Below are 22,186 nucleotides of genomic sequence, written 5' to 3'. Positions count from 1 at the left end.
CACGCGGGTGGGCAAAAAGCGGAACTGATTTGTGGAATATTTTTTTGGCGTTCCGAATTTCCCGCTTTTGAGCGCAGGCCCCCTCTCAATCCCTCGCCCTGACCGTGACCCACCAATCCGTCGTGCGCCGCACGTCCACCGCCAGCGTCTGGGCGACCATGGCCAGCACGCGGTCGGTGTCGGCGAGCGGAAACACGCCGTCGAGCCGCAGGTCGGCAACCGCGGGGTCGCAGCCCAGGTGGCCCGCGCGATGGCGCGCCAGTTCGCGCACAAAGTCATCCAGCCGCATGTTGTCGGCGATCAACAGCCCGTCGACCCAGGCCTGGCGCGCGGCGCTCGCGGGTGCGACGTCCCCCACCTGCCGGGCGCTGAACACCGTCTGTTCGCCTGCATCCAGTACTTGCACCGGCGCGCGCGGAGCGTTCGGCGTGATGCGCACTGCGCCTTCGAACATCCGGCCACACGGGAGTGCTTCAAGGACTTTGAGATGGAGTCGCTGAAGCTGGACTACACCGTGGGCGGTGGCGCAAACCGTGTGGAGCGTGGCGAACTTGTCATTTACAGCTGGAACCGCGAGGCGGAGCCAGCTGGGTTGTTCTAGTGCTCCACCTATCCCGCGAAGGTGGTCGAGCCAAGGAAGGGCTGAAGCAAGCTCATTCGCGATTGAACGGCTACCTTCGCTCGCTGGATGGCTTGCTCCATTGCTTGCGAGCAGTCTCCGCTGATCAGCAAATCCCAATTTGCGGTGCCTGAAGGCTGGCCAGGAGGTAGAGCATTGATGCTGAGGTACGGGACATTGCCGTGCTGTCCATCGATGGAGCGGTCATCATGGAGCGTTTGGTGGACTTCAGCCAAGATATCGGTCGCGTTTTTGATGTCGAGAGGCACAGGAACTCCAGTTGTGAAAGGAGTCTCGATCTTGCCGTCACGACGCTTTTTGTAATTCTCTTTCACCAAAAGAAATTCAAACGCCATCGACCTATCACACCTCATGCGGTGCAGTTTTCGCGCCGCGCTTCAGCCCGGCAAGGACGGCGGTGACTAGTATTGGGAAGCATTCGCATTATTGCAAATCTCCCGTCACCCCTCTAGGAGAAATGCCCCTGTCCCGTTGTGGGCGCCGGCGAGCCGCCCTCCCCGCGCACATGGGCCGCGATGCGCGCGAATTCCGCCGCGGGCTGGCCGGCGACGCAGGCGCGCACATGGTCTTCCCATATCTGGCCCTGCTGCTCCACCTGGGCCTGAAGAAAAGTGTCGTGCATGACCTGGGCGTCGCTGCAGCGCGCATAGGCATAGGGGTTGCGCCCACCGCACAGATGGCGCAGCTGCAGCCAGAACGCCTCGCGGGTCACGGCCTGGCCTTGCACGCGCTGCCACTGGTGCAGCAACTCGTGCGCGAAACAGCCCGCGATCTGCGCATGCGTCAGGCGCAGCGGCTGGTGCGGATCACCCGCCACAAAGCAGATGCGCGGCATGGAAATGCGCCCGCCGTTGAACGACAGCGCGCGCTGCGTGTCGCCCACACGGCGCAGGTAGACGCGCAGCCCGGGCAACTGCGCATCGAGCGTGGCGCCGAAATGCCGGCGCACGAAAGCGCGCTCCAGCGGCAGCAGCGGACGGCTCCAGAACACCATGGACTTCAGCGCTGCATCTGCGCCCAGAGCTTGTCCAGGCGCTTGACGCTGACCGGATACGGCGTGCGCAGCTCCTGGGCAAAAAAGCCCACGCGCAGCTCTTCGAGCATCCAGCGGTATTCCTGCATGCGCGCATCGACCTGGCCCTTGCGGTCTACGACCAGACGCCAGTAGCGCTGCTCGTGCGGGCGCAGCTCGGCCAGGCGCGCGGCGTCGCGCGCGGGATCGGCTCGCCATTTGTCGAGCCGCAGCGTGATCGCCTTGAGATAGCGCGGAAAATGCGCCAGCTGCACCCAGGGCGCGGCCGCGATGAACTGCTTGGGCATGAGCTTTTGCAGTTGCTGCAGCGCGTCGGCCGTGGCTTCGGGCGCGTTCTTCGTGTCCTTGATCTTGCGCGCCGCGGCCGTGTACTCGACCAGAATGGCGCCGGCCAGGCGCGCGACTTCGTTGGCGATCAACGTCAGCCGGCCGCGCCCATCCTGCACGCGCTGGGTGAATTCGGCGGCGTTGGTGGGCAGCGGATCGAGCACGAAAGCCCGGTCCAGCGCGACGTCGATGATCTGCTGGCGCAGGTCTTCCTGCGTGCCCAGCGGCATGAATGCCACGGCCATTTTCTGCAGGTCGGGAATGTTCTTTTCGAGGTACTTGAGCGCGTCCTTGATCTGCAGCGCGAACAGCCGGCGCAGGCCCGCGCGGTGCTTGGCGGCCGCGACTTCGGGCTCGTCGAAGACTTCGATGCCCACGCCGTCGCCGTGATCGATCAGCGCGGGAAAACCCACCAGCGACTGCGCGCCCTGGCGGATTTCCATCAGCTCGGGCAGCGTGCCGAAGCTCCACTGGGTATAGCGCTGGCCCGCCGCGGGCGCATCGCTGGCCGGCTTGGCCGCGGGCGGGGCCTTGGCGGGCGCGGCCGGACTCTGCGCCTGGGCCTTGCCGGCCGGCTTCGCGGCCGCCGGCACGGCGCCGGGCGCGCCGTCTTCGAGCACGTTCGCGAGCTTCATTCCGGCCAGCGCCTGGAACGCGCCGCGCGCCTTGGCACCGAGCTGGGCCTTGAGCGCGCCCAGATTGCGGCCCTGGCCCAATTGGCGGCCATGCTCGTCGGTCACGCGGAAGTTCATGAACAGGTGCGGGCTCAGCATGTCGAGCTTGAAATCGGCGCGCTTGATGTCGAGCGAGGTTTCATCGCGCGCCTGCTTGAGCAGCGCGTCGATCAGCCCGCCCTGCACGAAGCGTTCGGGCGCGCACAGCAGCGTCGCCAGGCGCTGGGCGCTTTCGGGCAGCGGCACGAAGCGGCTGCGCGGGCGCTGCGGCAGGCTCTTGAGCAGCGCCTGGATCTTGTCCTTGAGCATGCCCGGCACCAGCCACTCGGCGCGCTCCTCGCTGACCTGGTTGAGAACGAACAGCGGCACGGTGACGGTGACGCCGTCGCGCGCGTCGCCCGGCGAGTGCAGGTACTGGGCCGCGCAGTCGACGCCGCCGAGCTTGATCACCTTGGGGAAGGCCTGGGTGGTGATGCCCGCGGCCTCATGGCGCATCAGTTCATCGCGCGTGAGGCGCAGCAGGTCGGTGTTCTCGCGGCTCGCGGCCTGGAACCAGCGCTCGAAGGTGGCGCCGCTGAACACATCCTGCGGCAGCTGCTGGTCGTAGAAGGCGTAGATCAGTTCGTCGTCGACCAGCACGTCCTGGCGGCGCGACTTGTGCTCCATCTCCTCGATCTTCGCGACCAGCTTGCGGTTGGCCTGCAGGAACGTGAGGCGCGTGTCCCAGCCGCCATCGACCAGGGCCTGGCGAATGAACAGCTCGCGCGCCGATTGCGGATCGACCTTGCCGAAGCTGGTGCGCCGGCCGTTGTAGACCACCAGGCCGTACAACGTCGCGCGCTCCAGCGCGACGACGTCAGCGCTCTTCTTTTCCCAGTGCGGGTCCAGCAGCTGCTTTTTCAGCAGATGGGCGCCGACTTCTTCGAGCCACACGGGCTCCACGGCCGCAATGCCGCGGCCGTAAAGTCGGGACGTTTCGACGAGTTCCGCGGCGACTATCCAGCGGCCGGGCTTCTTCGACAGATGCGCGCCCGGGTGCGGGTGAAAGCGTATGCCGCGCGCGCCCAGGTAGCTGTCGCTTTCATCGCCCTTGTAGCCCAGGTTGCCCAGCAGCCCCGAAAGCATGGACAGGTGCAGCGCCTCGTAGCCCGCGGGCTGGGTGTTGATCTGCCAGCGCTGCTCCTTGACCACCGTGAGCAGCTGCGAATAGATGTCGCGCCACTCGCGCACGCGGCGGATGTTGATGAAGTTCTGGCGCAGCAGCTGTTCCCACTGGCGGTTGCTGATCTTGTGCGTGGCGTCGTCGGCCGGCACGGGCACGCCTGCGTCGGGTTTCCAGGCCAGGGCCGCATCGGCCTGGACCGGTGCCTGCGCACCCGTGCTGCGCTGGGCCACGGGCAGGAAAGCCGCGCTGCGCGCCGAGACCTTGGGCGCGGGCGCGGACTGGCTGGCCATCTCGCGCCGGCTTTGCGCCACGACCTTGCCGCCGCGCGCGTCCTGCAGCCATTTCCACAGCCGCAGATAGCCGCTGAATTCGCTTTTCTCGTCGTCGAACTTGGCGTGCTGCTGATCGGCCTGCTGCTGGGCGTCGATGGGACGGTCGCGCACGTCCTGCACCGACAGCGCCGAAGCGATCACCAGCACTTCGGCGACGGCGCCGCGCGCACGCGCTTCGAGAATCATGCGGCCCACGCGCGGGTCCAGCGGCAGGCGCGACAGCTCCTGGCCCATGGGCGTGATGTCGCCATGGTCGGTCACCGCGCCGAGTTCGGCCAGCAGCTGGTAGCCGTCGGCGATCGCCCGGCCCGAAGGCGCTTCGAGGAAGGGGAAGTTCACCACGTCGCCCAGGCCCAGCGACTTCATGCGCAGGATCACGCCGGCCAGCGAGCTGCGCAGGATTTCGGGGTCGGTGAACGCCGGGCGCGCAATGAAGTCGGCGTCGTCATAAAGACGGATGCAGATGCCGTCGGCCACGCGGCCGCAACGGCCCGCGCGCTGGTTGGCCGCGGCCTGGCTGATGGGCTCGACCAGCAGCTGTTCGACCTTGCTGCGAAAGCTGTAGCGCTTGACGCGCGCCGTGCCCGCGTCGATCACATAGCGGATTCCGGGCACGGTGAGCGACGTCTCGGCGACGTTGGTCGCGAGCACGATGCGCCGGCCCGTGTGGCCTTCGAAAATGCGGTCCTGCTCGGCCTGCGACAGCCGCGAGAACAGCGGCAGCACTTCGGCGCCGCGCAGCACGGGCTGGTGCTGCAGATGCTTGCGCAGATGGTCGGCGGCTTCGCGGATTTCGCGTTCGCCCGGCAGGAACACCAGGATGTCGCCGCCGCGCGCGCCGGCCCACAGCTCGTCGACGCCGTCGGCGATCGCTTCGTTGAGGCCGTAGTCGCGGCTTTCCTCGAACGGGCGATAGCGCTGCTCGACCGGGAAAGTGCGGCCCGAGACCATGATGACCGGCGCCGGGCCGTCGGCCGAGGCGAAGTGGCGTGCGAAGCGATCGGCATCGATGGTCGCCGAAGTCACCACCACCTTGAGGTCGGGACGCTTGGGCAGGATCTGGCGCAGATAGCCCAGCAGGAAGTCGATGTTGAGGCTGCGTTCGTGCGCCTCGTCGATGATCAGCGTGTCATAGGCCTTGAGCAGCGGATCGGTCTGGGTTTCGGCCAGCAGGATACCGTCGGTCATCAGCTTGACCGACGTGTCCTTCGACAGCCGGTCCTGGAAACGCACCTTGTAGCCGACCACGCCGCCCAGCGGCGTCTTGAGTTCCTCGGCGATGCGCTTGGCCACGGAACTCGCGGCGATGCGCCGCGGCTGGGTGTGGCCGATCAGCTTGCCCTGGGTGCCCGCGGGCGCATTGCACTTGCCGCGGCCCAGCGCCAGCGCTATTTTTGGCAGCTGCGTGGTCTTGCCCGAGCCGGTCTCGCCGCAGACAATGATCACCTGGTGCTGCTCCATGGCGCGCATGATCTCCTCGCGCCGTGTCGACACGGGCAGGGAGGCAGGAAAATCAAGGGTGTACGCGCGCGGCGCGGCAGCGGTCTGCGGATCGGAAAAAGGCATAGCCCGCCATTATCCGCAGCCCGGGCCCGCAGCGCTTGCGGGCCATGATTTATTCCAGGCCGGCGCAGGACTCTGCCGTGCACTGATGCGCGCAGACAACTTCTTTGCCCTGCGCCTTACAGGCAAGCGCTGCGTGCTTATGATGCGACATTTGTCGCCAAGGCTTTCCGCCCTTCCACGCCCGCCCGCCCCGCCCATGTCCACCGTCTTCAACTTCACCTTCGTTCCCTGGTTCCGTTCGGTTGCGCCCTATATCCACAAATTCCGCAACCAGACCTTCGTCGTCGGCATCACGGGCGAAGCCATTGCCGCGGGCAAGCTCACGAGCATTGCCCAGGATCTGGCGATGATCCAGGCCATGGGCGTGCGCATCGTGCTGGTCCACGGTTTCCGCCCCCAGGTCAACGAACAGCTACAGGCCAAGGGCCATGCGCCGCAGTACTCGCACGGCATACGCATCACCGACTCGGTGGCGCTCGACTGCGCGCAGGAAGCCGCGGGCCAGCTGCGCTACGAGATCGAAGCCGCGTTCAGCCAGGGCCTGCCCAATACGCCCATGGCCGGCGCCACGGTGCGCGTGCTGTCGGGCAACTTCGTCACCGCGCGCCCCGTGGGCATCGTCGACGGCGTCGATTTCAAGCATTCGGGCCTGGTGCGCAAGGTTGATGTGAACGCCATTCGCCAGACGCTCGACATGGACGCGATGGTGCTGCTGTCGCCGTTCGGCTTCTCGCCCACGGGTGAGGCGTTCAACCTGAACATGGAAGAAGTCGCGACCAGCGTGGCCATTGAACTCAAGGCCGACAAGCTGATCTTCCTGACCGAAGTGCCCGGCATCCACCAGCACCCGCTGGAGCCCGCGGGCGACGACAACCCCATTGATACCGAGCTGCCGCTGGCGACCGCCCAGTCGCTGCTGGCCCAGCTGCCCGCGCCGCAGCAGCCCACCGACACCGCGTTCTACCTGCAGCATTGCGTCAAGGCCTGCAAGGCCGGCGTGGAGCGCAGCCACATCCTGCCGTTCGCCGTTGACGGCGCGCTGCTGCTCGAAATCTATGTGCACGACGGCATAGGCACCATGGTCATCGACGAGAAACTCGAGGAGCTGCGCGAAGCCACGGCCGACGATGTCGCGGGCATCGTGCAGCTGATCGAGCCGTTCGAGAACGACGGCACGCTGGTCAAGCGCAGCCGCACCGAGATCGAGCGCGATATCACCAACTACACGCTGATCGAGCACGATGGCGTGATCTTCGGCTGCGCCGCACTCTACCCCTACCCCAAGGAAAAGACCGCCGAAATGGCCGCCGTGACGGTCTCGCCCAAGAGCCAGGGCACGGGCGACGGCGAGAAGCTGCTCAAGCGCATAGAGCAGCGCGCGCGCAACCAGGGGCTCGAGAGCCTGTTCGTGCTGACCACGCGCACCATGCACTGGTTCATCAAGCGCGGCTTCCAGCCCGTGGACCCGAACTGGCTGCCCGAGTCGCGCAAGGCCAAATACAACTGGGACCGCAAGAGCCAGGTGCTGGTGAAAAAGCTCTGATTTTTCGCCGTTTGGCGCGGTTTTCGAGGCCAGGCCGTTCACCCTTCGACAGGCTCAGGGCGAACGGGGAACCTGCGCCTGTCCCCTCGCCTGCCGCGCTATCATCGGCGCTGCCACCAATCACGCTTACCGCTCCCGTTTTCATGCCCCTGCCCGTTCTCTACTCCTTCCGCCGCTGCCCTTATGCCATCCGCGCCCGCCTGGCGCTGGCCCATGCGGGCATTGCCTGCGAGCTGCGCGAAGTCAATCTGCGCGCCAAGCCGCAGGCGCTGCTGCAGGCCTCGCCCAAGGCCACGGTGCCGGTACTGGTGGACGCGGATGGCGTGATCGAGCAAAGCCTGGAAATCATGCTCTGGGCGCTGCGCCAGAACGATCCCGACGGCTGGCTTGCGCCCACCGAAGGCAGCGAAGCCGACATGCTGGCGCTGATCCATGACCTGGATACGCGCTTCAAGCCCGCGCTGGACCGCTGCAAGTACCCCGAGCGCTACAGCGCCGCCGAAGTCAACGACGCCCAGGCTGAGGCGCTGACCTGGCTGGCGGCGCTCGACGAACAGCTGGCAGACACCGGCTATCTGTTCGGCCTACATCCCAGCCTGGCCGACATGGCGCTGCGCCCGTTCGTGCGCCAGTACGCGCGCATCGACGAAGCCCAGTGGGCCGAACAACCCTGGCCCGCGCTGCAGGCCTGGCTGCAGCGCTGGATCGACTCGGCGCTGTTTGCCGAAGTGATGGAAACCTATCCCGGCTGGCGCGACGGCGAGACCGGACCCACCTTCATGGCCCAGGTGTCGGGCGCGCAGTAAGCGCATTCCGGCGGCGTTTCGCGGCCCGGCGCTGGGCTGCCTCATTGACCTCGTCGTCAGCCCCTGCCCTGAGCCGTAGCAGGCCAGCCGCACGCCATTCGACCTGGCCTTCCTCGATGCATTGCTCAGGGAGAGGGCAACTGCACCTCCTGGTAACCGGGATTGCCCATGCGTGTGGTCACAGTCGCGTTCTGGGCATTGACTGGCCGCCTGATTTCATCTTCCGGCACCGAGGGCGCAGGCCTCCTGGTTGCGCCAGCCGGCGCGATCTCAGCCGGGGCGCCGGTTTGCCTTCTGGGGGAAAAGGTTTTCTTCGCTGTGCTGCCATCCGGGTTCCGCGCAGCTGTGTTTTCTGCAGAACTTGGCCCGGGATTGTTTGCGACGAACAGGGTCATGGCTTCATGCATGGCGTGGCCGGATATGGAAGGCGCTGGATTACTGATTTTCTGCGGCATTGCGTTTTTCGACGAGTCCACGATAAAGTCCTGGGGATATTCTTCCAGAATATATTTTAAGCAATTGGCGTAGTGCTCACTCCTGGAACGTATACGACTTTTAATTTTATCGTCCATCTGCGTGCCTTCATCATCCAGCTGCTTGATTTTACCTTTCAACTGATCAATTACATTCTCCACCTGCGCCCTGGAGAACCAGCCCTTTTGTTCCATCAGCCAATTCATCAAAGAAACATCTCCAGTCTCTACAGAATATAAAAGTATGGATTGTCCCTGATTAGATATTTTGCTGACATCTGCACCTGCCTCTTTCAACATGGAAGCCTGCGGCCAGGCATGGAATCGCAGGGCCCACATCAATGCCGTATAGCCATCTGCATCGGCATGATCGATATGCTCAGGGCTGGAATCTGCATCAATCAATTCGGATAATATTTCGATTTTTTTAGTTAAAGCCAATGTCAAAGCGGTCCAACCACTTCCCTCAAACTCCACACGCAGATCCGCTCCACTCGCTATCAAGAACTTCACGCCTTCAACATTTTCGTGAACAACAGCCGCCATCAATGCTGTAAATCCACGAAAGTCTTTTACATCTATGCTATCGACTTTTTTAATAGCCAACTCTAATGCCTCGGAACCTGGACCTTGAGCCGCGCGAGTAAGGTTGGAATCGCTTTGAATCAGAAGCTGACCACCAGTCGGCGAGTGGTCAAAAGTAGAATTTACCTTTGGCAAAGATGCATTTATGATCATTTCGATCTCCGAATTGGTTAGCACACCCCAGGATTTGGCAGCCATACAAAATCGCATCGACTCGATTTCTTCAGCAGTGCCGCAATGAGTGGCAACCTGCAGCGATCAGTTCCCCAGGGTTTACCCTAGGTCAGTCGTTGCAGACAGAACTTCTTTCATGCTCCTGCACGCGGCTTGGTGCCTGCCGAGCGCGGCAGTCAGAAAGCGATGTCGCCTCGGCCAATCTCCCGCGATTGCCCCGGCGCAAGTCCTTCGAGCGTCAGATTCGCCATGCTCTGGCGCAGCAGCCGCAGCGTCGGGTGGCCTATGGCCGCGGTCATCTTGCGCAACTGGCGGTTCTTGCCTTCGACGATGCTCACTTCCAGCCACACATCCTGCACCGACTTGCGCAGTCTTACCGGCGGATCGCGTGGAGCGACTTCAGGCTGCGGATCGAGCAGAGTGGCCGTGCACGGCTTGGTGTGGTAGTCCTCGATGCGCAGTCCCGTGCGCATGCGCTGCAGCGCCTCCTCGCTCGGCACGCGCTCGACCAGCGCCCAATAGGTCTTGGGCTTTTCATTGCGTGGATTGAGCAGCCGCTCGATCAGCGGGCCGTCGTCGGTCAGCAACAGCAGGCCTTCCGAATCCTTGTCGAGCCTGCCCGCGGGATAGACGCCCTTGGGCAGGCCGAACTCGGCCAGCGAGCGCGCGCCATCCTCGGGAGTGAACTGGGACAGGACGCCATACGGCTTGTGAAAGAGGAAGTAACGGGACATCGGCTATATCAACTGCAGCGGCAAAACAAGCTATTGTCCTCCAGGCAGCTCTGGCGCCGGCCGCGCCGCACGGCGCCGCAGCCCATGGAAAAACACCACGACCAGCAGCGCCCATGCGGCCCAGGCCAGCGCCCAACTGCTGTCGAGCGCGCGCACATGCACCAGCGAGCGAACATTGGTCGCCATCGCAAGCGCCAGTCCCACAAAGGCCAGGGCCCACCAGATCCAGCGCCGGCCTTGTGCCTGCCACGCGAGCCAGACCCAGGCCAGACCGAACAGCAATCCAGCGAACAGCATGCCGAGCCAGTGGAGCAGCCATGGCGCATTCAGCCCATAGGCCGGAATCGCGATGGCCGGCATGATCCAGCCCAGCAACAGGAAACGCTCGCCCAGGCAGTACAGCATCTGGCGCATGATGGCGCGCGGCAGTTGCGCGACCGCGGGCATTCCGGGCGTGAGCTGCAGTTCGGCCAGACCCGCACCACGGTCCTGGCGCAACTGCGCGAGCCGGATCGCGGGCTTGAGTGCCAGAAAGGGCGCAGCGGCAATCATCAGCGCCAGGAAAATCCCGCGCTCGCGCTCCGGCGGCCAGAACAGCCCCCAGGCCAGCGCCGCGGCCCCGACACCGGCAAACACGAGATAGGTCAAGGCCTGGCCTTTCCTGCCATACAGCTGGCGCGTGGTCTGGCACACCGGGCCCAGCAAGGCCGCGAGCAGATCCCGGGCGCGGGTACGCGGTGCCGTGGCGGTCGATGCCGCGGCGGCCGATGCCGCGGCGGCCGATGCCGCGGCGCCCGTGTCGCGGCCCGCAGCGCGCTGCGGCTGGGACGTGACCGGACGCAGCAGGTTCGTGAGGCTCAACTCCGAGCCGCTCAGCGCCACGCCCAGAGGCGCGAAATGCGCCGCACGCATGCGGCTCAGTTGCCAGCGCCAGGCCAGCGCCGACAGACACAGCGCGATCCCCGTCAGCAGGCCACAGGCCAACGGATTCGCGACCACGGCAAAGTCGCCCACGACCAGCAGCAGCGGCACCAGCGGAACCACCATCGGCATGCTCATCGCGAGCAGGCCCAGCGCCGATCCCAGGCACAGCGCGGCGAGCAGGGTCAAACCATCGACGCCTGCGGGCGCAAAGCAAGCGAGCACGGCCAGCGGCAGCAGCGTGCTGCCCGCGCCATGCACCAGGGCGCCGCGCCAGAGCAGGCGCGGCACGCGCGGCAGCCGCAAGGCGGCCATCTGGTAGGCCAGCGCGCACAGCCGCCCGCCCAGCAGCAGCCACCACAGCGCCGCGACCCAGGCACCGCCGAGCAGATAGGCGTGCGGCACGTCGTCATCGGCAATACGGCCCATCGCGGCCAGCAGCGCCAGCAACAGCAGGCACAGCCCCAGGCCCGGCAGGCTGAGCCTGGGCTCGGGAAACACCTGGCGCAGCAGCGCCAGCACCCCACCAGCGCGCGCGCTCATGCCGTGAGCTCCACGAACAGGTCTTCGAGGCCCAGCGGCTGCGCACGTACGCCTTCGGGCCAGGCAACGGGCCCGCCGCGCACGACCAGCACGCTCGCGCCTTCATTGAGGCCGCGGCGCATGAGTTCACCGGGCAGCGGCGCGTCCGGCAGCGGCACATGCGCGGGCCAGACCAGCCGGCGCAGTTCGTCCTTGAGCTCATCGAGGCCTGCATGCAGGTGCACGCGGCCCTGGTGCAGCACCGCGATATGCGAGGCCACGCGCTCCAGGTCGGAAATGATGTGCGTGGAAAACAGCACCGTGCTGCCCTGCTCGCCCGCGAGTTGCACGATTTCGCGCAGCAGCGCGCGCCGCGCGAGCGGGTCCAGCGCCGATGCGGGTTCGTCGAGCACCAGCAGGCGCGGGCGCGGCGCAATCGCGCGAATGATGGCCGCCTGCTGGCGCTCGCCCGGCGACAACGTCACGAGGCGGCGGCGCGCATCCAGCTTCCAGTCCTTTTGCAGGCGCGCCACGAGTGCATGGTCCCACTGCGGATAAAGCCCGGCCACGAGTTCGAGCATCGCGCCCACGGTCAGCCAGTCGAAGCCATCGGCGCGCTGCGGCACATAGCCGAGCGCGGCCTTGTCGTCGTCGTCCAGCGCCTGCGCGGGTTTGCCGAACAGCAGCGCCTGGCCCTGGTCCGCGGCGCGCAATCCCAGCAGGCATTCGATCAACGTGCTCTTGCCTGCGCCATTGCGGCCCAGCAAGCCCAGCACGCTGCCGGGCGCGACGCTCAGCGCGACGTCTTCGAGCACCGCGAGCTTCCCATAGCGCTTGCCCAGTCCCTGCGCCTGCAACAGCGCCACTCCCTCTCCTGTCATCCGGATTTCCTTTCGTTGTTCATCATCTGCTGCAGGGCCTGCGCCACCTGATCGGCGGGCAGGTCGAGTTCTCGCGCCTGGCGCGCGAGGTCGCGCAGCGCGGGCGCGAGCGCCGCGAGCCGCTGGTCCAGCGTCTGCGCGCCTTGCGCCTGCTGCGAGACCACCATGCCCTTGCCGCGCTGGCGTTCGAGCACGCCCTGCGCTTCGAGCTGGGCATAGGCCTTGGACACCGTCATCGGATTGACCGCATGCACGGCCGCCATGTCGCGCACCGAAGGCAGCGGCGTGCCCGGCGCGCACTGGCCTGCCGCGACCATGCGCAGCACCTGCCCCGCGATCTGGCGGTAGATCGGCTCGGGCAGGCCGGGTTCGATATGAAAAGCGGCAGCGTCCATGTGTATCAGTATACCAATACACTTGGCATAAAAAAAGAGCCCGTACCTCCAACAAGGTACGGGCCCGCGCAGCGTTGTCGTTCAGTCCACGCTGCGCGTGACTTCGAGCGCCTGCGCCACCACATCGCGCGTGAGCGTGGGCACAAAGCTTTCGATGAAGTGGAAAGCGTAGCCGCGCAGCCAGGCGCCGCGGCGCAGGCCCAGGCGCGTCAGGTTGACTTCGAACAGATGACCGGCGTCGAGCAGGCGCAGATGGCGGTCGCGCTCGGCGTCGACGGCGATCGAGGCGACGATGCCCACGCCCATGCCCAGCTCCACATAGGTCTTGATCACGTCGGCGTCCATGGCCGACAGCACCACGTCGGGCGCCAGGCCTTCGCGCGCGAAAGCTTCGTCGATGTGGGCCCGGCCGGTATAGCCTTGCTCATAAGTGATGATCGGGTACTGCACCAGCTGCTCCAGCGTCAGCGGCCCGTCGATGTCGAGCAGCGCATGGCCTGGCGGCACGACGATGCTGTGCGTCCAGCGGTAGCAAGGCAGCGTCACCAGCTCGTCATGGGTGCTCAAGGCTTCGGTCGCCACGCCGATGTCGGCTTCGCCGCTGAGCAGCATCTGCGCCACTTGCTGCGGCGAGCCCTGGTGCAGGTGCAGCACGACCTGGGGAAAGCGGCTGCGAAAATCGCGCACCACCTGCGGCAGCGCATAGCGTGCCTGCGAGTGCGTGGCGGCGATCGACAGCCGGCCCTGGTCGCTGGTGCTGAAGTCGAGGCCCGCGCGGCGCAGGTTGTCGGCTTCGAACAGCAGTTTCTCGACGATGGGCATCAGGCTTTCGCCGGGCGGCGTCAGGCCGGTAAGGCGCTTGCCCGCGCGCACGAAGATCTGCACGCCCAATTCTTCTTCGAGCTCGCGGATCTGGCGGCTCACGCCGGGCTGGGAGGTGTAGAGCGCCTGCGCGACTTCGGTGAGGTTGAAGCCCCGACGCACTGTTTCACGCACCGAGCGCAATTGCTGGAAATTCATGCCACTAGCCTATATTCTTCGGGCGTTTACGACCGCGGGGTTGCGGCATGCGCGCCGCCTGCGCGCATCGTTACAAGAAATCGGTGCCGGCTCACGCCAGCGCCAGCGCGCTTTCCCAGCGCACGAGATGTTGGTCGACCTGCGGCTCGGCTTCAAGAAACTCGAGCTGATTGCCGGCCGGGTCCTTGAGATAAAAGCGCGCAAAGCCCGCCAGGCCCTGGTTTTCGACCAGGGGCAGCTGCGCGGCCAGCAGGCGCTCGCGCAGCGCGGGCAGATCCTGCACTTCGAATGCCAGGTGCGAGACCGCGGGCAGCGGCTGCCATTGCGCGACCCCGACCAGATCGATGCGCTGGCCGCCGGCCGCGAAGTGCAAGGCCGAGCCTTCGGTCTGCTCGCCCGGCAGTTCGCTCAGGCCCAGCAGATCGCGGTAGAAATGCCGCATCGCCGGCGCATTGCCGGCACGGAATGCGAGTTGCAGATGGTGAACGCCACGAATGCTCATGCTGCCCCCACCGCCGCGCCGCAGCCGCCGCTACGTACCAGGCTGCGCAGCGGAATGCGCCGCGCCCGTTTGCGCGACCGCACTGGCGCAATCAGGTTCCAGCTGGCGGCCGTGATGGCAATCAGCTGCAATGTGGGCGTCAGTGGGGCCAGGCCGCGGACGGCAGGCTTGAGGCAGGTGTTCATGGGAGCTCTCCTTGCGGCGCCGACCGGAGTCGGCGCCGTATGCGCTTACTTGCGGGTATAGATCTGGTCGAAACTGCCGCCGTCGGCAAAGTGGTCCTTGTCGGCCTTGGCCCAGCCACCGAAGGCCTGGTCAATCGTCACCAGCGTCAGCTTGGGGAAGGTGTTGGCGAACTGCGCCTTGGCCTTTTCCGAAGTCGGACGGTAGAAGTTGCGGCCGGCGATCGCTTGTGCTTCCTCGGAGTAGAGGAACTTCAGGTACTCCTCGGCGACGGCACGCGTGCCGCGCTTGTCGACCACCTTGTCGACCACGGCCACCGAAGGCTCGGCCAGAATGGAGATCGAAGGAACCACGATGTCGAACTTGTCGCGACCGAACTCCTTGAGCGCCAGGAAAGCTTCGTTTTCCCAGGCCAGCAGCACATCGCCCACGCCGCGTTGCACGAAAGTCATGGTCGAGCCCCGCGCGCCGGTGTCCAGCACGGGAACGTTCTGAAACAGCTTGCCGACGAATTCCTTGGCCTTGGGGTCGCCGCCGTACTTGCGCTTGGCGAATTCCCAGGCCGCGAGGTAGTTCCAGCGCGCGCCGCCCGAAGTCTTGGGGTTGGGCGTGATCACCTGCACGCCGGGCTTGATCAGGTCGTCCCAATCCTTGATGCCCTTGGGATTGCCCTTTTTCACCAGGAACACGATGGTCGAGCTGTAAGGCGCCGAGTTGTGCGGCAGGCGTTTTTGCCAATCGGCATTCACCTGGCCGCCGTTCTTGGCGACCGCGTCGATGTCGCCGGCCAGCGCCAGCGTCGCCACGTCGGCGTCGATACCGTCAATGATGGAGCGCGCCTGCTTGCCCGAACCGCCGTGCGATTGCTTGATCGAGACCGTCTGCCCGGTCTTGGCTTGCCAGTGCTTGGCGAACGCCTGGTTGTACTCGACGTACAGCTCGCGCGTGGGATCGTAGGAAACATTCAGCAGTGTCAAGGACTGCGCCATGGCCGGACCCGCCGTGAGTGCAACGCTGGCAGTCAGCGCGAGCAGGGCTGGAAACTTGATAAAGTGACGGCGAATTGTCATTTGGGCCTCGAAAAGGTTGCGGTAAGCGCTTGGACGCTGCTGAACGCATTCTGAAACCGACCCATCAAAACTTAAACCAATAAGATTTCAGTTCGTTATATCTAAAACATCTGAAGTCAGTACAAGGATTTTTTCCCCATGGCACGTACCGTTCACTGCATCAAGCTCGACAAAGAAGCCGAAGGCCTGGATTTCCCTCCCTATCCGGGTGAGCTGGGCAAGCGCATCTGGGAAAGCGTGAGCAAGGAAGCCTGGGCGGGCTGGCTCAAGCACCAGACCATGCTGGTCAACGAAAACCGCCTGAACCTGGCCGATGCGCGCGCGCGCCAGTACCTGGCACGCCAGATGGAAAACCATTTCTTCGGCGGCGGCGCCGACGCCGCGGTCGGCTACGTGCCGCCCACAGAGGCTTGAAGCACTGCCCGGGCCGCATCCATTGACGGCCCCTGGTCAGGACGGGATAATCCCGTTTTTCTGCGGGAGAGCAAGGCGTTCGATGCGCCTTCGCCGAAGGCGCAAACTCCCATAATCGCTCAGGCACCCGGAACCGCAGAAATCGTTCGCCAACTGGAGAGAAGTCGGGGTGCGCCTTGCGCGCCGCCGACTCACCGAAGGGGCAAGCGCCCCTGGCTCGCAAGCGGCTGGGAGCGCCCAAACTCTCAGGTACAAAGGACAGCGGGAGAGGCGTATCGGCACCGTCGCAGGACGGGCCGGTTTCCACCGAGACTTTTTGCGTGTCCTCTTCCATCTCCGCGATCCAGCCTTTGCAGGCGTCCTCCCCCATCGACACCATGCTGGTGATCTACCTCGTGGCGATCACCGCCGAAGCCATGTCCGGCGCACTGGCCGCGGGCCGGCGCAACATGGACATCTTTGGTGTCGCGGTGATCGCCTTCGTCACCGCCCTTGGCGGCGGCACCATACGCGACATGGTGCTGGGCCACTTCCCCATAGGCTGGACCCAGCACCCCGAATACGTCTACCTGGTCATTTCAGCAGGCCTGCTGACCACGCTGGTCGCGCGCCATCTGCTGCGCCTCAAGCAGTTGTTCCTGCTGCTCGACGCCATGGGGCTGATCGCGTTTTCGCTGATCGGCTGCAACGTGGCGCTCAAGCTCAACTACCCGCTGGTGGTGGTCATCATCTCGGGCATGCTCACCGGCATCAGCGGCGGCATTCTGCGCGACGTGCTGTGCAACCAGGTGCCCGTGGTGTTCCGCCGCGAGCTGTATGCCAGCGTGTCGCTCGCGGTCTGCGTGCTGTTCCTGCTGCTGCAACACTTCGAGGTGTCCACGGGCATCAGCACGGCCGTCTGCTTTGCGGGCGGCCTGGCGCTGCGCCTGCTGGCCATCCGCTTCAAATGGCGACTGCCGACCTTTTCGTACCAGCAGCGCTGGGAATGACCCCCCATGTCCGAAGCAATTGACTGGCTGCCCGACGGCACGCCCTACAGCCCGCGTTTTTCCGACCGTTACCACAGCGAAAACGGCGGTCTGGACCAGGCGCGCCAGGTGTTCTTCGCGGGCTGCGGCCTGCCCGCGGCCTGGGCCGACGCCGCGCAGTGGCGCATTCTGGAAACCGGCTTTGGCTTCGGGCTCAACTTTCTCGTCACCTGGGCCGCATGGAAAGCCGACCCGGCGCGCCCGCGCCAGCTGCATTTCGTCTCGATCGAGGCCTACCCGGTCACGCAGGACGACATGCGCCGCGCCATGCCGCAGGACCCCACGCTGCGCCCGCTGGCCGAACAGCTCGCGGCGCAGTTCTGGGGCCTGCTGCCCGGCGTGCACCGGCTGTCGTTCGAAAACGGCCAGGTGCAGCTGACGCTCTATATCGGCGATGCCCAGGCCCAGCTGCGCCAGCAGATGCCCACGGTCGACTCTGTCTATCTCGACGGCTTCAGCCCCGCGCGCAACCCTGAAATCTGGGATGCGCAGACGCTCAAGGCGGTCGCGCGCTGCTGCCGCCGCGGCACGCGGCTGGCGAGCTGGACGATTGCGCGCGCGGTGCGCGACGCGCTCGCCGAGAACGGCTTCGAAGTGAAGAAAGTGCCGGGCGTGCCCCCAAAGCGCGACAACCTGCAGGCGCTGTTCAACCCGCGCTGGGAGCCGCGCCGGCGCGCCGACGCCTGGAGCCAGCCACCGGAACTGCCGCCCACAGACGCGCGCCGCTGCATCGTGATCGGCGGCGGCATCGCGGGCGCGTCCGCGGCGTTTCAGCTCGCGCGCCGCGGCTGGCGGGTCGATGTGCTCGATCGGGCCGAGGCTCCGGCCGCGGGCGCCTCGGGCCTGCCCGCGGGGCTGTTCGCGCCCCATGTCTCGCCCGACGACAGCCTGCTGTCGCGCCTGTCGCGCAGCGGCGTGCGCGCGACGCTGCAGCAGGCCCAGGCCCTGCTCACGCCCGGCCAGGATTGGCTGCACTGCGGCGTGCTCGAACACCGCGTGGAAAGCGGCGACGGCCTGATAGGCCTGCCGCGCGAATGGCAGCTCGAAGGCGCGAACGCCGCGCCTGCGGCCGCGCGCCCTCACCCGGGCCATGACTGGAGCCGCCCTGCCGACGGCGCGCAGCGCGCGCTCGCCGGCCTTGACGCGGGCGACGCTGCCTGCTGGCATGCGCAGGCCGGCTGGATACGGCCGGCGCAGCTGGTGCGCGCCCTGCTCGCCCAGCCCGGCATCCGCTGGAACGGCCAGTGCCATGTGGCACAGCTGCGCCGCGAAGGCCTCGACTGGCAGTTGCTGGACGCGCAGGGCGCGCTGCTGGGCGCGGCGCCGCTGGTGGTGATCGCCGGCGGCCATGGCAGCGATCAGCTGCTGCCCGCCGACTGGCCGCTGCAGCGCATGCGCGGTCAGGTGTCGTGGGGCGAACAGACCGACATCGCCGACAACGCGCTGCCGCCCTTCCCGGTCAACGGCAAGGGCAGTCTGGTGCCCAACATTCCGCTGGGCGGCCCCGAGGCCGACCGCGGCTGGTTCATGGGCTCGACGTTCGAACGCGATATCGACATACTGCCGCCATCGGCCGAAGATCAGGCAACAGCCCATGCGGCCAATGCCCAGCGCCTGCAGGCCTTGCTGCCGAACAAGGCCGCAGCGCTCGCTGCCGCGTTCACGGCCACGCCCCATCTGTGGGCCGGCGTGCGTCTCGCGGCGCAAGACAGGCTGCCGCTGGTCGGCCCCGTGGACCCGGTCCACCAGCCCGGACTGTGGACCTGCACGGCCATGGGCGCGCGCGGCATCACGCTGGCCTTGCTGTGCAGCGAACTGCTGGCCGCGCGCCTGCACGACGAGCCGCTGCCGCTGGACGCGCGCCTGGCCCAGGCGCTCTCTACCCAGCGTCTTGGCGCCTGATGGGCGCCTGAGTGAGGGTTTTGCGCCCGGTTCAGAAAACCGGCCAAAAACGCCCCTCGGCGGGCCGCCAGCCCGCGCCAGTGCTTGCGCATAAGCTTATTCGCATAAAGGAAGCACAAAACAATAGTTTGTTCGCCGCCCATACCCGCCTACATTTCCCAGCATGCAAGCATTGAGCGCCCTCCCCACACACGCCGCACGACGGCGTCGGGCGCTTGCGCGACTTTCCTGCATTTGCGTCCGCTCGCTGGAGGCCCCTCACGGCCCGGCAGGGCTTCACCGGTTTTCGCACTGAACCGCCATGTACCAATACACCCCCTTTGACCAGGAATTCGTGAAGCTGCGCGCCGATCAGTTCCGTGACCAACTCGAACGCTGGCAAGCCGGCAAGCTGCCGGAAGACGACTTCCGCCCGCTGCGCCTGCAAAACGGCTGGTATGTACAGCGCTACGCGCCCATGCTGCGCGTGGCCGTGCCCTACGGCGAAATCGCCAGCCGGCAGATTCGCGTGCTCGCGCGTATCGCACGCGAATATGACGAACCCGAGGCAGAAGTCTTCAAGGCGGCCATGGAAGGCCAGGGCCTGCTGGGCACCACTTTCCTGCCCACGCACTGCGCCCACTTCACGACGCGCACCAACGTGCAGTTCAACTGGATTCCGCTGGCCAAGGCCGCCGATGTGATGGACCTGCTGGCCAGCGTCGATCTGCACGGCATCCAGACCAGCGGCAACTGCATACGCAACACCACCACCGACGCCCTGGCCGGCGTGGCCGTCGATGAACTCGTGGACCCGCGCCCCTACGCGGAAATCCTGCGCCAGTGGACCACGCTGCACCCCGAGTTCGCGTTCCTGCCGCGCAAGTTCAAGATCGCGATCAGCGGCGCTCATGAGGACCGCGCCGCCACGGCCTGGCACGACGTGGGCCTGCACATGGCGAAGAACGAAGCCGGCGAAATCGGCTTCAAGGTCTTCGTCGGCGGCGGCATGGGCCGCACGCCCGTGATCTCCACGCAGATCCGCGAGTTCCTGCCCTGGAACCAGGTGATGAACTACATCGAGGCCATCGTGCGCGTGTACAACGAGCATGGCCGGCGCGACAACAAGTACAAGGCGCGGATCAAGATCCTCGTCAAGGCCGAAGGCCAGCAGTACATCGACGACGTCGAAGAGGAATACCGCCAGATCGTCGAAATCGACGGCGGCCCGCACACCATTCCCCAGGCGGAACTCGACCGCGTCAAGGCCTGCTTCGTCGACCCGCAGCTGCCCGATCTGCCCGCGCTGTCGGCCGAGGAAATCGAGCAGTCGCTGCTGACCCAGGCCGCGGCCCACCCCGCGTTCTCGCGCTGGCTGTCGCGCAACGTGCACCCGCACCGCAATCCGCAGCTGCGTGCAGTCACGCTGTCGTTCAAGCGCCCCGGCCAGTCGCCGGGCGACGCCACGGGCGACCAGCTCGACGCACTGGCCGCGCTGATGGACCGTTTCTCGGCCGGCGAAGCCCGCGTGACGCATGACCAGAACGTGCTGCTGCCCTGGGTGCCCGTGGGCGAGCTGTTCACGCTGTGGCAGCAGGCCCGTGATCTGGGCCTGGCCAGCGCCAACGTGCAATTGCTGACCGACATGATCGCCTGCCCCGGCGGCGATTTCTGCGCGCTGGCCAATGCGCGTTCGCTGCCGATTGCCGAAGCGATCACCCAGCGCTACCAGGACCTCGACGAGCTCGACGACATCGGCCCGATCGATCTGCACATCAGCGGCTGCATCAACAGCTGCGGCCACCACCACAGCGGCCACATCGGCATCCTGGGCGTCGACAAGGACGGCAAGGAGTGGTACCAGGTCACGCTCGGCGGCTCGGACGGCTCGCTGCTGTCGGGCGCGTCGGCCGCGGGCAAGGCCATCGGTCCCTCGTTCTCGGCGGCCGAAGTGCCCGACGTGATCGAAGCCGTGCTCGGCACCTACCGCGACCAGCGCACCAGCGGCGAACGCTTCCAGGACACCGTGCGTCGCCTGGGCCTCGATCCGTTCAAGGAAGCCGGCAAGGCCGCGCGCCACCCTGCTCCCGTCGAAGCCGAAGCCACGGCCTGAGTTCCCGGTCCACAAAAAAACCGCTTGAGACGATGAAAATCCTAGCTTCCCACGAACACGAAGCCCTCGCCGAGGGCGACGCCAGCCAGGTGGCGCTGGCCAACGATGCCGATGCCATGGCGCTGCCGCTCGAAGGCGTGACCCGCATCGACCTGCACTTTCCGCAGTTCACCGACGGCCGCGCTTTCAGCCAGGCTTACCTGCTGCGCCGCCGCCGCGGCTTCACCGGCGACCTGCGCGCCACGGGCGATGTGCTGATCGACCAGCTGGTGCAGATGCAGCGCACCGGCTTCAGCAGCGCCGTGCTGCGCGCCGACGTCGACGCGTCGGCCGCCCAGCGCCAGTTCGAGCGCTTCGCGCGCTTCTACCAGGGTGACGCGGTGCAGACCGCGCCCATCTTCGCGCCGCAGGAAGCCTGATGTCCGGCACCACCAGCTCCTTGCTGCCCGCGGCCGGCTCCGGCCAGGGTCGTCAGGCCGTGCGCAGCAACGCGCGCGCCAGCAGCGACTTCGCCGCAAAGCTTGCGCAGACCGAGCAGCTGCTGCGCCAGGCCGCGGCCCATGGCGCCCGCCAGGGCGACGTGACCCAGGCGTCCAGCCTGGGCGCCGAAGACGTGGTCATCACGCATCTGATCAACGCGCTCGCGCTCGACATTCCGGTGTTCGTGCTCGACACCGGCGCGCTGCACACCGAGACGCTGGCACTGCTGGAGCGCACCGAAGCGCTGTCGCGCGCCGATGTCGAGGTCTATCGCCCGCACCACGAACAGGTGATCCAGTTCGTGCGCACCCAGGGCCAGGACGCGATGTACCGCAGCCTCGAACTGCGCAAGCAGTGCTGCGGCATTCGCAAGATGGAACCGCTGGCGCGCGCGCTGGCCGGCAAGACTGGCTGGATCACGGGCCTGCGCCGCGAGCAGTCGAATGCGCGCGCCGACGTGCCCGGCATAGACACCAGCGAAGTCGAGACCAAGGGCCTGACCAAGTTCAACCCGCTGGCCGACTGGACCTGGGGCGATGTGTGGCATTACATCGCGCTCAACGACGTCGACTACAACCCGCTGCACGACCAGTTCTACCCCTCGGTCGGCTGCGCACCCTGCACCCGTGCCATCAGCCTGGGCGAAGATTTTCGCGCCGGCCGCTGGTGGTGGGAAGACGAGACCGCCAAGGAATGCGGCCTGCACGTCAAGGCCGCCTGAAGT

The 22,186-nt window shown here is 66.2% G+C and carries 21 protein-coding genes and 1 riboswitch; of the genes, 8 read left to right on the top strand and 13 right to left on the bottom strand.

The features are described 5' to 3' along the window. Positions 1 to 85 precede the first annotated feature (85 nt). The 4 genes from KHY18_RS11220 to hrpA form a co-directional block, all read right to left on the bottom strand. Positions 86 to 454, bottom strand: a complete 369-nt coding sequence (locus KHY18_RS11220; protein ID WP_213299445.1) for a FecR family protein — start codon at positions 452 to 454, stop codon at positions 86 to 88. 155 nt (positions 455 to 609) lie between these two features. Then, positions 610 to 975, bottom strand: coding sequence for a hypothetical protein (locus tag KHY18_RS11215; RefSeq protein ID WP_213299442.1), 366 nt, complete (start codon positions 973 to 975; stop codon positions 610 to 612). A gap of 113 nt (positions 976 to 1,088) precedes the next feature. Beyond that, positions 1,089 to 1,634, bottom strand: coding sequence for a hypothetical protein (locus KHY18_RS11210; protein ID WP_213299439.1), 546 nt, complete (start codon positions 1,632 to 1,634; stop codon positions 1,089 to 1,091). 5 nt (positions 1,635 to 1,639) lie between these two features. Beyond that, positions 1,640 to 5,641, bottom strand: a complete 4,002-nt coding sequence (gene hrpA / locus KHY18_RS11205; protein ID WP_249729061.1) for an ATP-dependent RNA helicase HrpA — start codon at positions 5,639 to 5,641, stop codon at positions 1,640 to 1,642. A gap of 292 nt (positions 5,642 to 5,933) precedes the next feature. Here hrpA and argA point away from each other — a divergent pair, with 292 nt between their 5' ends. After that, positions 5,934 to 7,280 carry an amino-acid N-acetyltransferase gene (argA, locus tag KHY18_RS11200; RefSeq protein WP_213299433.1) on the top strand — a complete coding sequence of 449 codons (1,347 nt, stop codon included), beginning with the start codon at positions 5,934 to 5,936 and terminating at the stop codon, positions 7,278 to 7,280. Positions 7,281 to 7,423: 143 nt separating this feature from the next. Then, positions 7,424 to 8,086, top strand: coding sequence for a glutathione S-transferase (locus KHY18_RS11195; RefSeq protein ID WP_213299430.1), 663 nt, complete (start codon positions 7,424 to 7,426; stop codon positions 8,084 to 8,086). Between the two features lie 125 nt (positions 8,087 to 8,211). On the opposite strand, the gene KHY18_RS11190 is transcribed toward KHY18_RS11195, so the two are convergent. The 9 genes from KHY18_RS11190 to KHY18_RS11150 all read right to left on the bottom strand — a co-directional run bounded on the left by KHY18_RS11190 (position 8,212) and on the right by KHY18_RS11150 (position 15,546). Then, entirely contained in the window at positions 8,212 to 9,342 is a 1,131-nt protein-coding gene (locus tag KHY18_RS11190) for an ankyrin repeat domain-containing protein (RefSeq protein ID WP_213299427.1), read from the bottom strand. A 152-nt stretch (positions 9,343 to 9,494) separates the two neighbouring features. After that, positions 9,495 to 10,052: a pseudouridine synthase gene (locus KHY18_RS11185; RefSeq protein ID WP_213299424.1), complete on the bottom strand. Its 558-nt coding sequence runs from the start codon at positions 10,050 to 10,052 to the stop codon at positions 9,495 to 9,497. Positions 10,053 to 10,082: 30 nt separating this feature from the next. Beyond that, positions 10,083 to 11,516 carry a hypothetical protein gene (locus KHY18_RS11180; RefSeq protein WP_213299421.1) on the bottom strand — a complete coding sequence of 478 codons (1,434 nt, stop codon included), beginning with the start codon at positions 11,514 to 11,516 and terminating at the stop codon, positions 10,083 to 10,085. After that, entirely contained in the window at positions 11,513 to 12,376 is an 864-nt protein-coding gene (locus KHY18_RS11175; protein WP_213299418.1) for an ABC transporter ATP-binding protein, read from the bottom strand. The genes KHY18_RS11180 and KHY18_RS11175 overlap by 4 nt, the downstream gene beginning before the upstream one ends. Beyond that, positions 12,373 to 12,771 carry a GntR family transcriptional regulator gene (locus tag KHY18_RS11170; protein WP_213299415.1) on the bottom strand — a complete coding sequence of 133 codons (399 nt, stop codon included), beginning with the start codon at positions 12,769 to 12,771 and terminating at the stop codon, positions 12,373 to 12,375. Before KHY18_RS11170 ends, KHY18_RS11175 begins: the two co-directional genes overlap by 4 nt. A gap of 81 nt (positions 12,772 to 12,852) precedes the next feature. Continuing rightward, positions 12,853 to 13,791, bottom strand: coding sequence for a CysB family HTH-type transcriptional regulator (locus KHY18_RS11165; RefSeq protein WP_213299412.1), 939 nt, complete (start codon positions 13,789 to 13,791; stop codon positions 12,853 to 12,855). Positions 13,792 to 13,882: 91 nt separating this feature from the next. Beyond that, complete coding sequence (locus KHY18_RS11160) at positions 13,883 to 14,293, bottom strand: VOC family protein (protein ID WP_213299409.1); 411 nt, start codon at positions 14,291 to 14,293, stop codon at positions 13,883 to 13,885. After that, positions 14,290 to 14,478, bottom strand: coding sequence for a hypothetical protein (locus KHY18_RS11155; RefSeq protein ID WP_213299406.1), 189 nt, complete (start codon positions 14,476 to 14,478; stop codon positions 14,290 to 14,292). The genes KHY18_RS11160 and KHY18_RS11155 overlap by 4 nt, the downstream gene beginning before the upstream one ends. Positions 14,479 to 14,523: 45 nt before the next feature. Further along, on the bottom strand, positions 14,524 to 15,546 hold the full coding sequence (locus tag KHY18_RS11150; protein ID WP_213299403.1) for a sulfate ABC transporter substrate-binding protein: 1,023 nt from the start codon (positions 15,544 to 15,546) through the stop codon (positions 14,524 to 14,526). 138 nt (positions 15,547 to 15,684) lie between these two features. Between KHY18_RS11150 and KHY18_RS11145 the strand changes: the two genes are divergently transcribed. From KHY18_RS11145 to KHY18_RS11120, 6 genes are all read left to right on the top strand, one after another. After that, positions 15,685 to 15,960 (top strand): oxidative damage protection protein, encoded by a 276-nt coding sequence (locus tag KHY18_RS11145; protein WP_184270434.1) that lies wholly within the window; start codon positions 15,685 to 15,687, stop codon positions 15,958 to 15,960. Positions 15,961 to 16,013: 53 nt separating this feature from the next. After that, positions 16,014 to 16,106: riboswitch (glycine riboswitch) on the top strand. Between the two features lie 174 nt (positions 16,107 to 16,280). Continuing rightward, positions 16,281 to 16,949 carry a trimeric intracellular cation channel family protein gene (locus KHY18_RS11140; RefSeq protein ID WP_502768719.1) on the top strand — a complete coding sequence of 223 codons (669 nt, stop codon included), beginning with the start codon at positions 16,281 to 16,283 and terminating at the stop codon, positions 16,947 to 16,949. Positions 16,950 to 16,955: 6 nt separating this feature from the next. Next, positions 16,956 to 18,890 (top strand): bifunctional tRNA (5-methylaminomethyl-2-thiouridine)(34)-methyltransferase MnmC2/FAD-dependent 5-carboxymethylaminomethyl-2-thiouridine(34) oxidoreductase MnmC1, encoded by a 1,935-nt coding sequence (gene mnmC, locus KHY18_RS11135; protein ID WP_213299401.1) that lies wholly within the window; start codon positions 16,956 to 16,958, stop codon positions 18,888 to 18,890. A gap of 301 nt (positions 18,891 to 19,191) precedes the next feature. Next, positions 19,192 to 20,982, top strand: coding sequence for a nitrite/sulfite reductase (locus KHY18_RS11130; protein ID WP_213299399.1), 1,791 nt, complete (start codon positions 19,192 to 19,194; stop codon positions 20,980 to 20,982). Between the two features lie 32 nt (positions 20,983 to 21,014). Then, a complete protein-coding gene (locus KHY18_RS11125) occupies positions 21,015 to 21,401 on the top strand; it encodes a DUF934 domain-containing protein (protein ID WP_213299397.1) in 387 nt (128 codons plus the stop codon). Then, on the top strand, positions 21,401 to 22,183 hold the full coding sequence (locus tag KHY18_RS11120) for a phosphoadenylyl-sulfate reductase (protein WP_213299395.1): 783 nt from the start codon (positions 21,401 to 21,403) through the stop codon (positions 22,181 to 22,183). The genes KHY18_RS11125 and KHY18_RS11120 overlap by 1 nt, the downstream gene beginning before the upstream one ends. Positions 22,184 to 22,186 lie beyond the last annotated feature (3 nt).

Source organism: Acidovorax sp. CCYZU-2555, from assembly GCF_018413525.1.
Taxonomy (GTDB): Bacteria; Pseudomonadota; Gammaproteobacteria; order Burkholderiales; family Burkholderiaceae_C; genus Comamonas.
This window is presented reverse-complemented; position numbering and strand designations above follow the sequence as displayed.

Bases quoted from the DNA above. Each gene is read 5' to 3' on its own strand.
- KHY18_RS11220 (WP_213299445.1), bottom strand. From the start codon at position 454: ATGTTCGAAGGCGCAGTGCGCATCACGCCGAACGCTCCGCGCGCGCCG.
- KHY18_RS11215 (WP_213299442.1), bottom strand. From the start codon at position 975: ATGGCGTTTGAATTTCTTTTGGTGAAAGAGAATTACAAAAAGCGTCGT.
- KHY18_RS11210 (WP_213299439.1), bottom strand. From the start codon at position 1,634: ATGGTGTTCTGGAGCCGTCCGCTGCTGCCGCTGGAGCGCGCTTTCGTG.
- hrpA (WP_249729061.1), bottom strand. From the start codon at position 5,641: ATGCGCGCCATGGAGCAGCACCAGGTGATCATTGTCTGCGGCGAGACC.
- argA (WP_213299433.1), top strand. From the start codon at position 5,934: ATGTCCACCGTCTTCAACTTCACCTTCGTTCCCTGGTTCCGTTCGGTT.
- KHY18_RS11195 (WP_213299430.1), top strand. From the start codon at position 7,424: ATGCCCCTGCCCGTTCTCTACTCCTTCCGCCGCTGCCCTTATGCCATC.
- KHY18_RS11190 (WP_213299427.1), bottom strand. From the start codon at position 9,342: ATGGCTGCCAAATCCTGGGGTGTGCTAACCAATTCGGAGATCGAAATG.
- KHY18_RS11185 (WP_213299424.1), bottom strand. From the start codon at position 10,052: ATGTCCCGTTACTTCCTCTTTCACAAGCCGTATGGCGTCCTGTCCCAG.
- KHY18_RS11180 (WP_213299421.1), bottom strand. From the start codon at position 11,516: ATGAGCGCGCGCGCTGGTGGGGTGCTGGCGCTGCTGCGCCAGGTGTTT.
- KHY18_RS11175 (WP_213299418.1), bottom strand. From the start codon at position 12,376: ATGACAGGAGAGGGAGTGGCGCTGTTGCAGGCGCAGGGACTGGGCAAG.
- KHY18_RS11170 (WP_213299415.1), bottom strand. From the start codon at position 12,771: ATGGACGCTGCCGCTTTTCATATCGAACCCGGCCTGCCCGAGCCGATC.
- KHY18_RS11165 (WP_213299412.1), bottom strand. From the start codon at position 13,791: ATGAATTTCCAGCAATTGCGCTCGGTGCGTGAAACAGTGCGTCGGGGC.
- KHY18_RS11160 (WP_213299409.1), bottom strand. From the start codon at position 14,293: ATGAGCATTCGTGGCGTTCACCATCTGCAACTCGCATTCCGTGCCGGC.
- KHY18_RS11155 (WP_213299406.1), bottom strand. From the start codon at position 14,478: ATGAACACCTGCCTCAAGCCTGCCGTCCGCGGCCTGGCCCCACTGACG.
- KHY18_RS11150 (WP_213299403.1), bottom strand. From the start codon at position 15,546: ATGACAATTCGCCGTCACTTTATCAAGTTTCCAGCCCTGCTCGCGCTG.
- KHY18_RS11145 (WP_184270434.1), top strand. From the start codon at position 15,685: ATGGCACGTACCGTTCACTGCATCAAGCTCGACAAAGAAGCCGAAGGC.
- mnmC (WP_213299401.1), top strand. From the start codon at position 16,956: ATGTCCGAAGCAATTGACTGGCTGCCCGACGGCACGCCCTACAGCCCG.
- KHY18_RS11130 (WP_213299399.1), top strand. From the start codon at position 19,192: ATGTACCAATACACCCCCTTTGACCAGGAATTCGTGAAGCTGCGCGCC.
- KHY18_RS11125 (WP_213299397.1), top strand. From the start codon at position 21,015: ATGAAAATCCTAGCTTCCCACGAACACGAAGCCCTCGCCGAGGGCGAC.
- KHY18_RS11120 (WP_213299395.1), top strand. From the start codon at position 21,401: ATGTCCGGCACCACCAGCTCCTTGCTGCCCGCGGCCGGCTCCGGCCAG.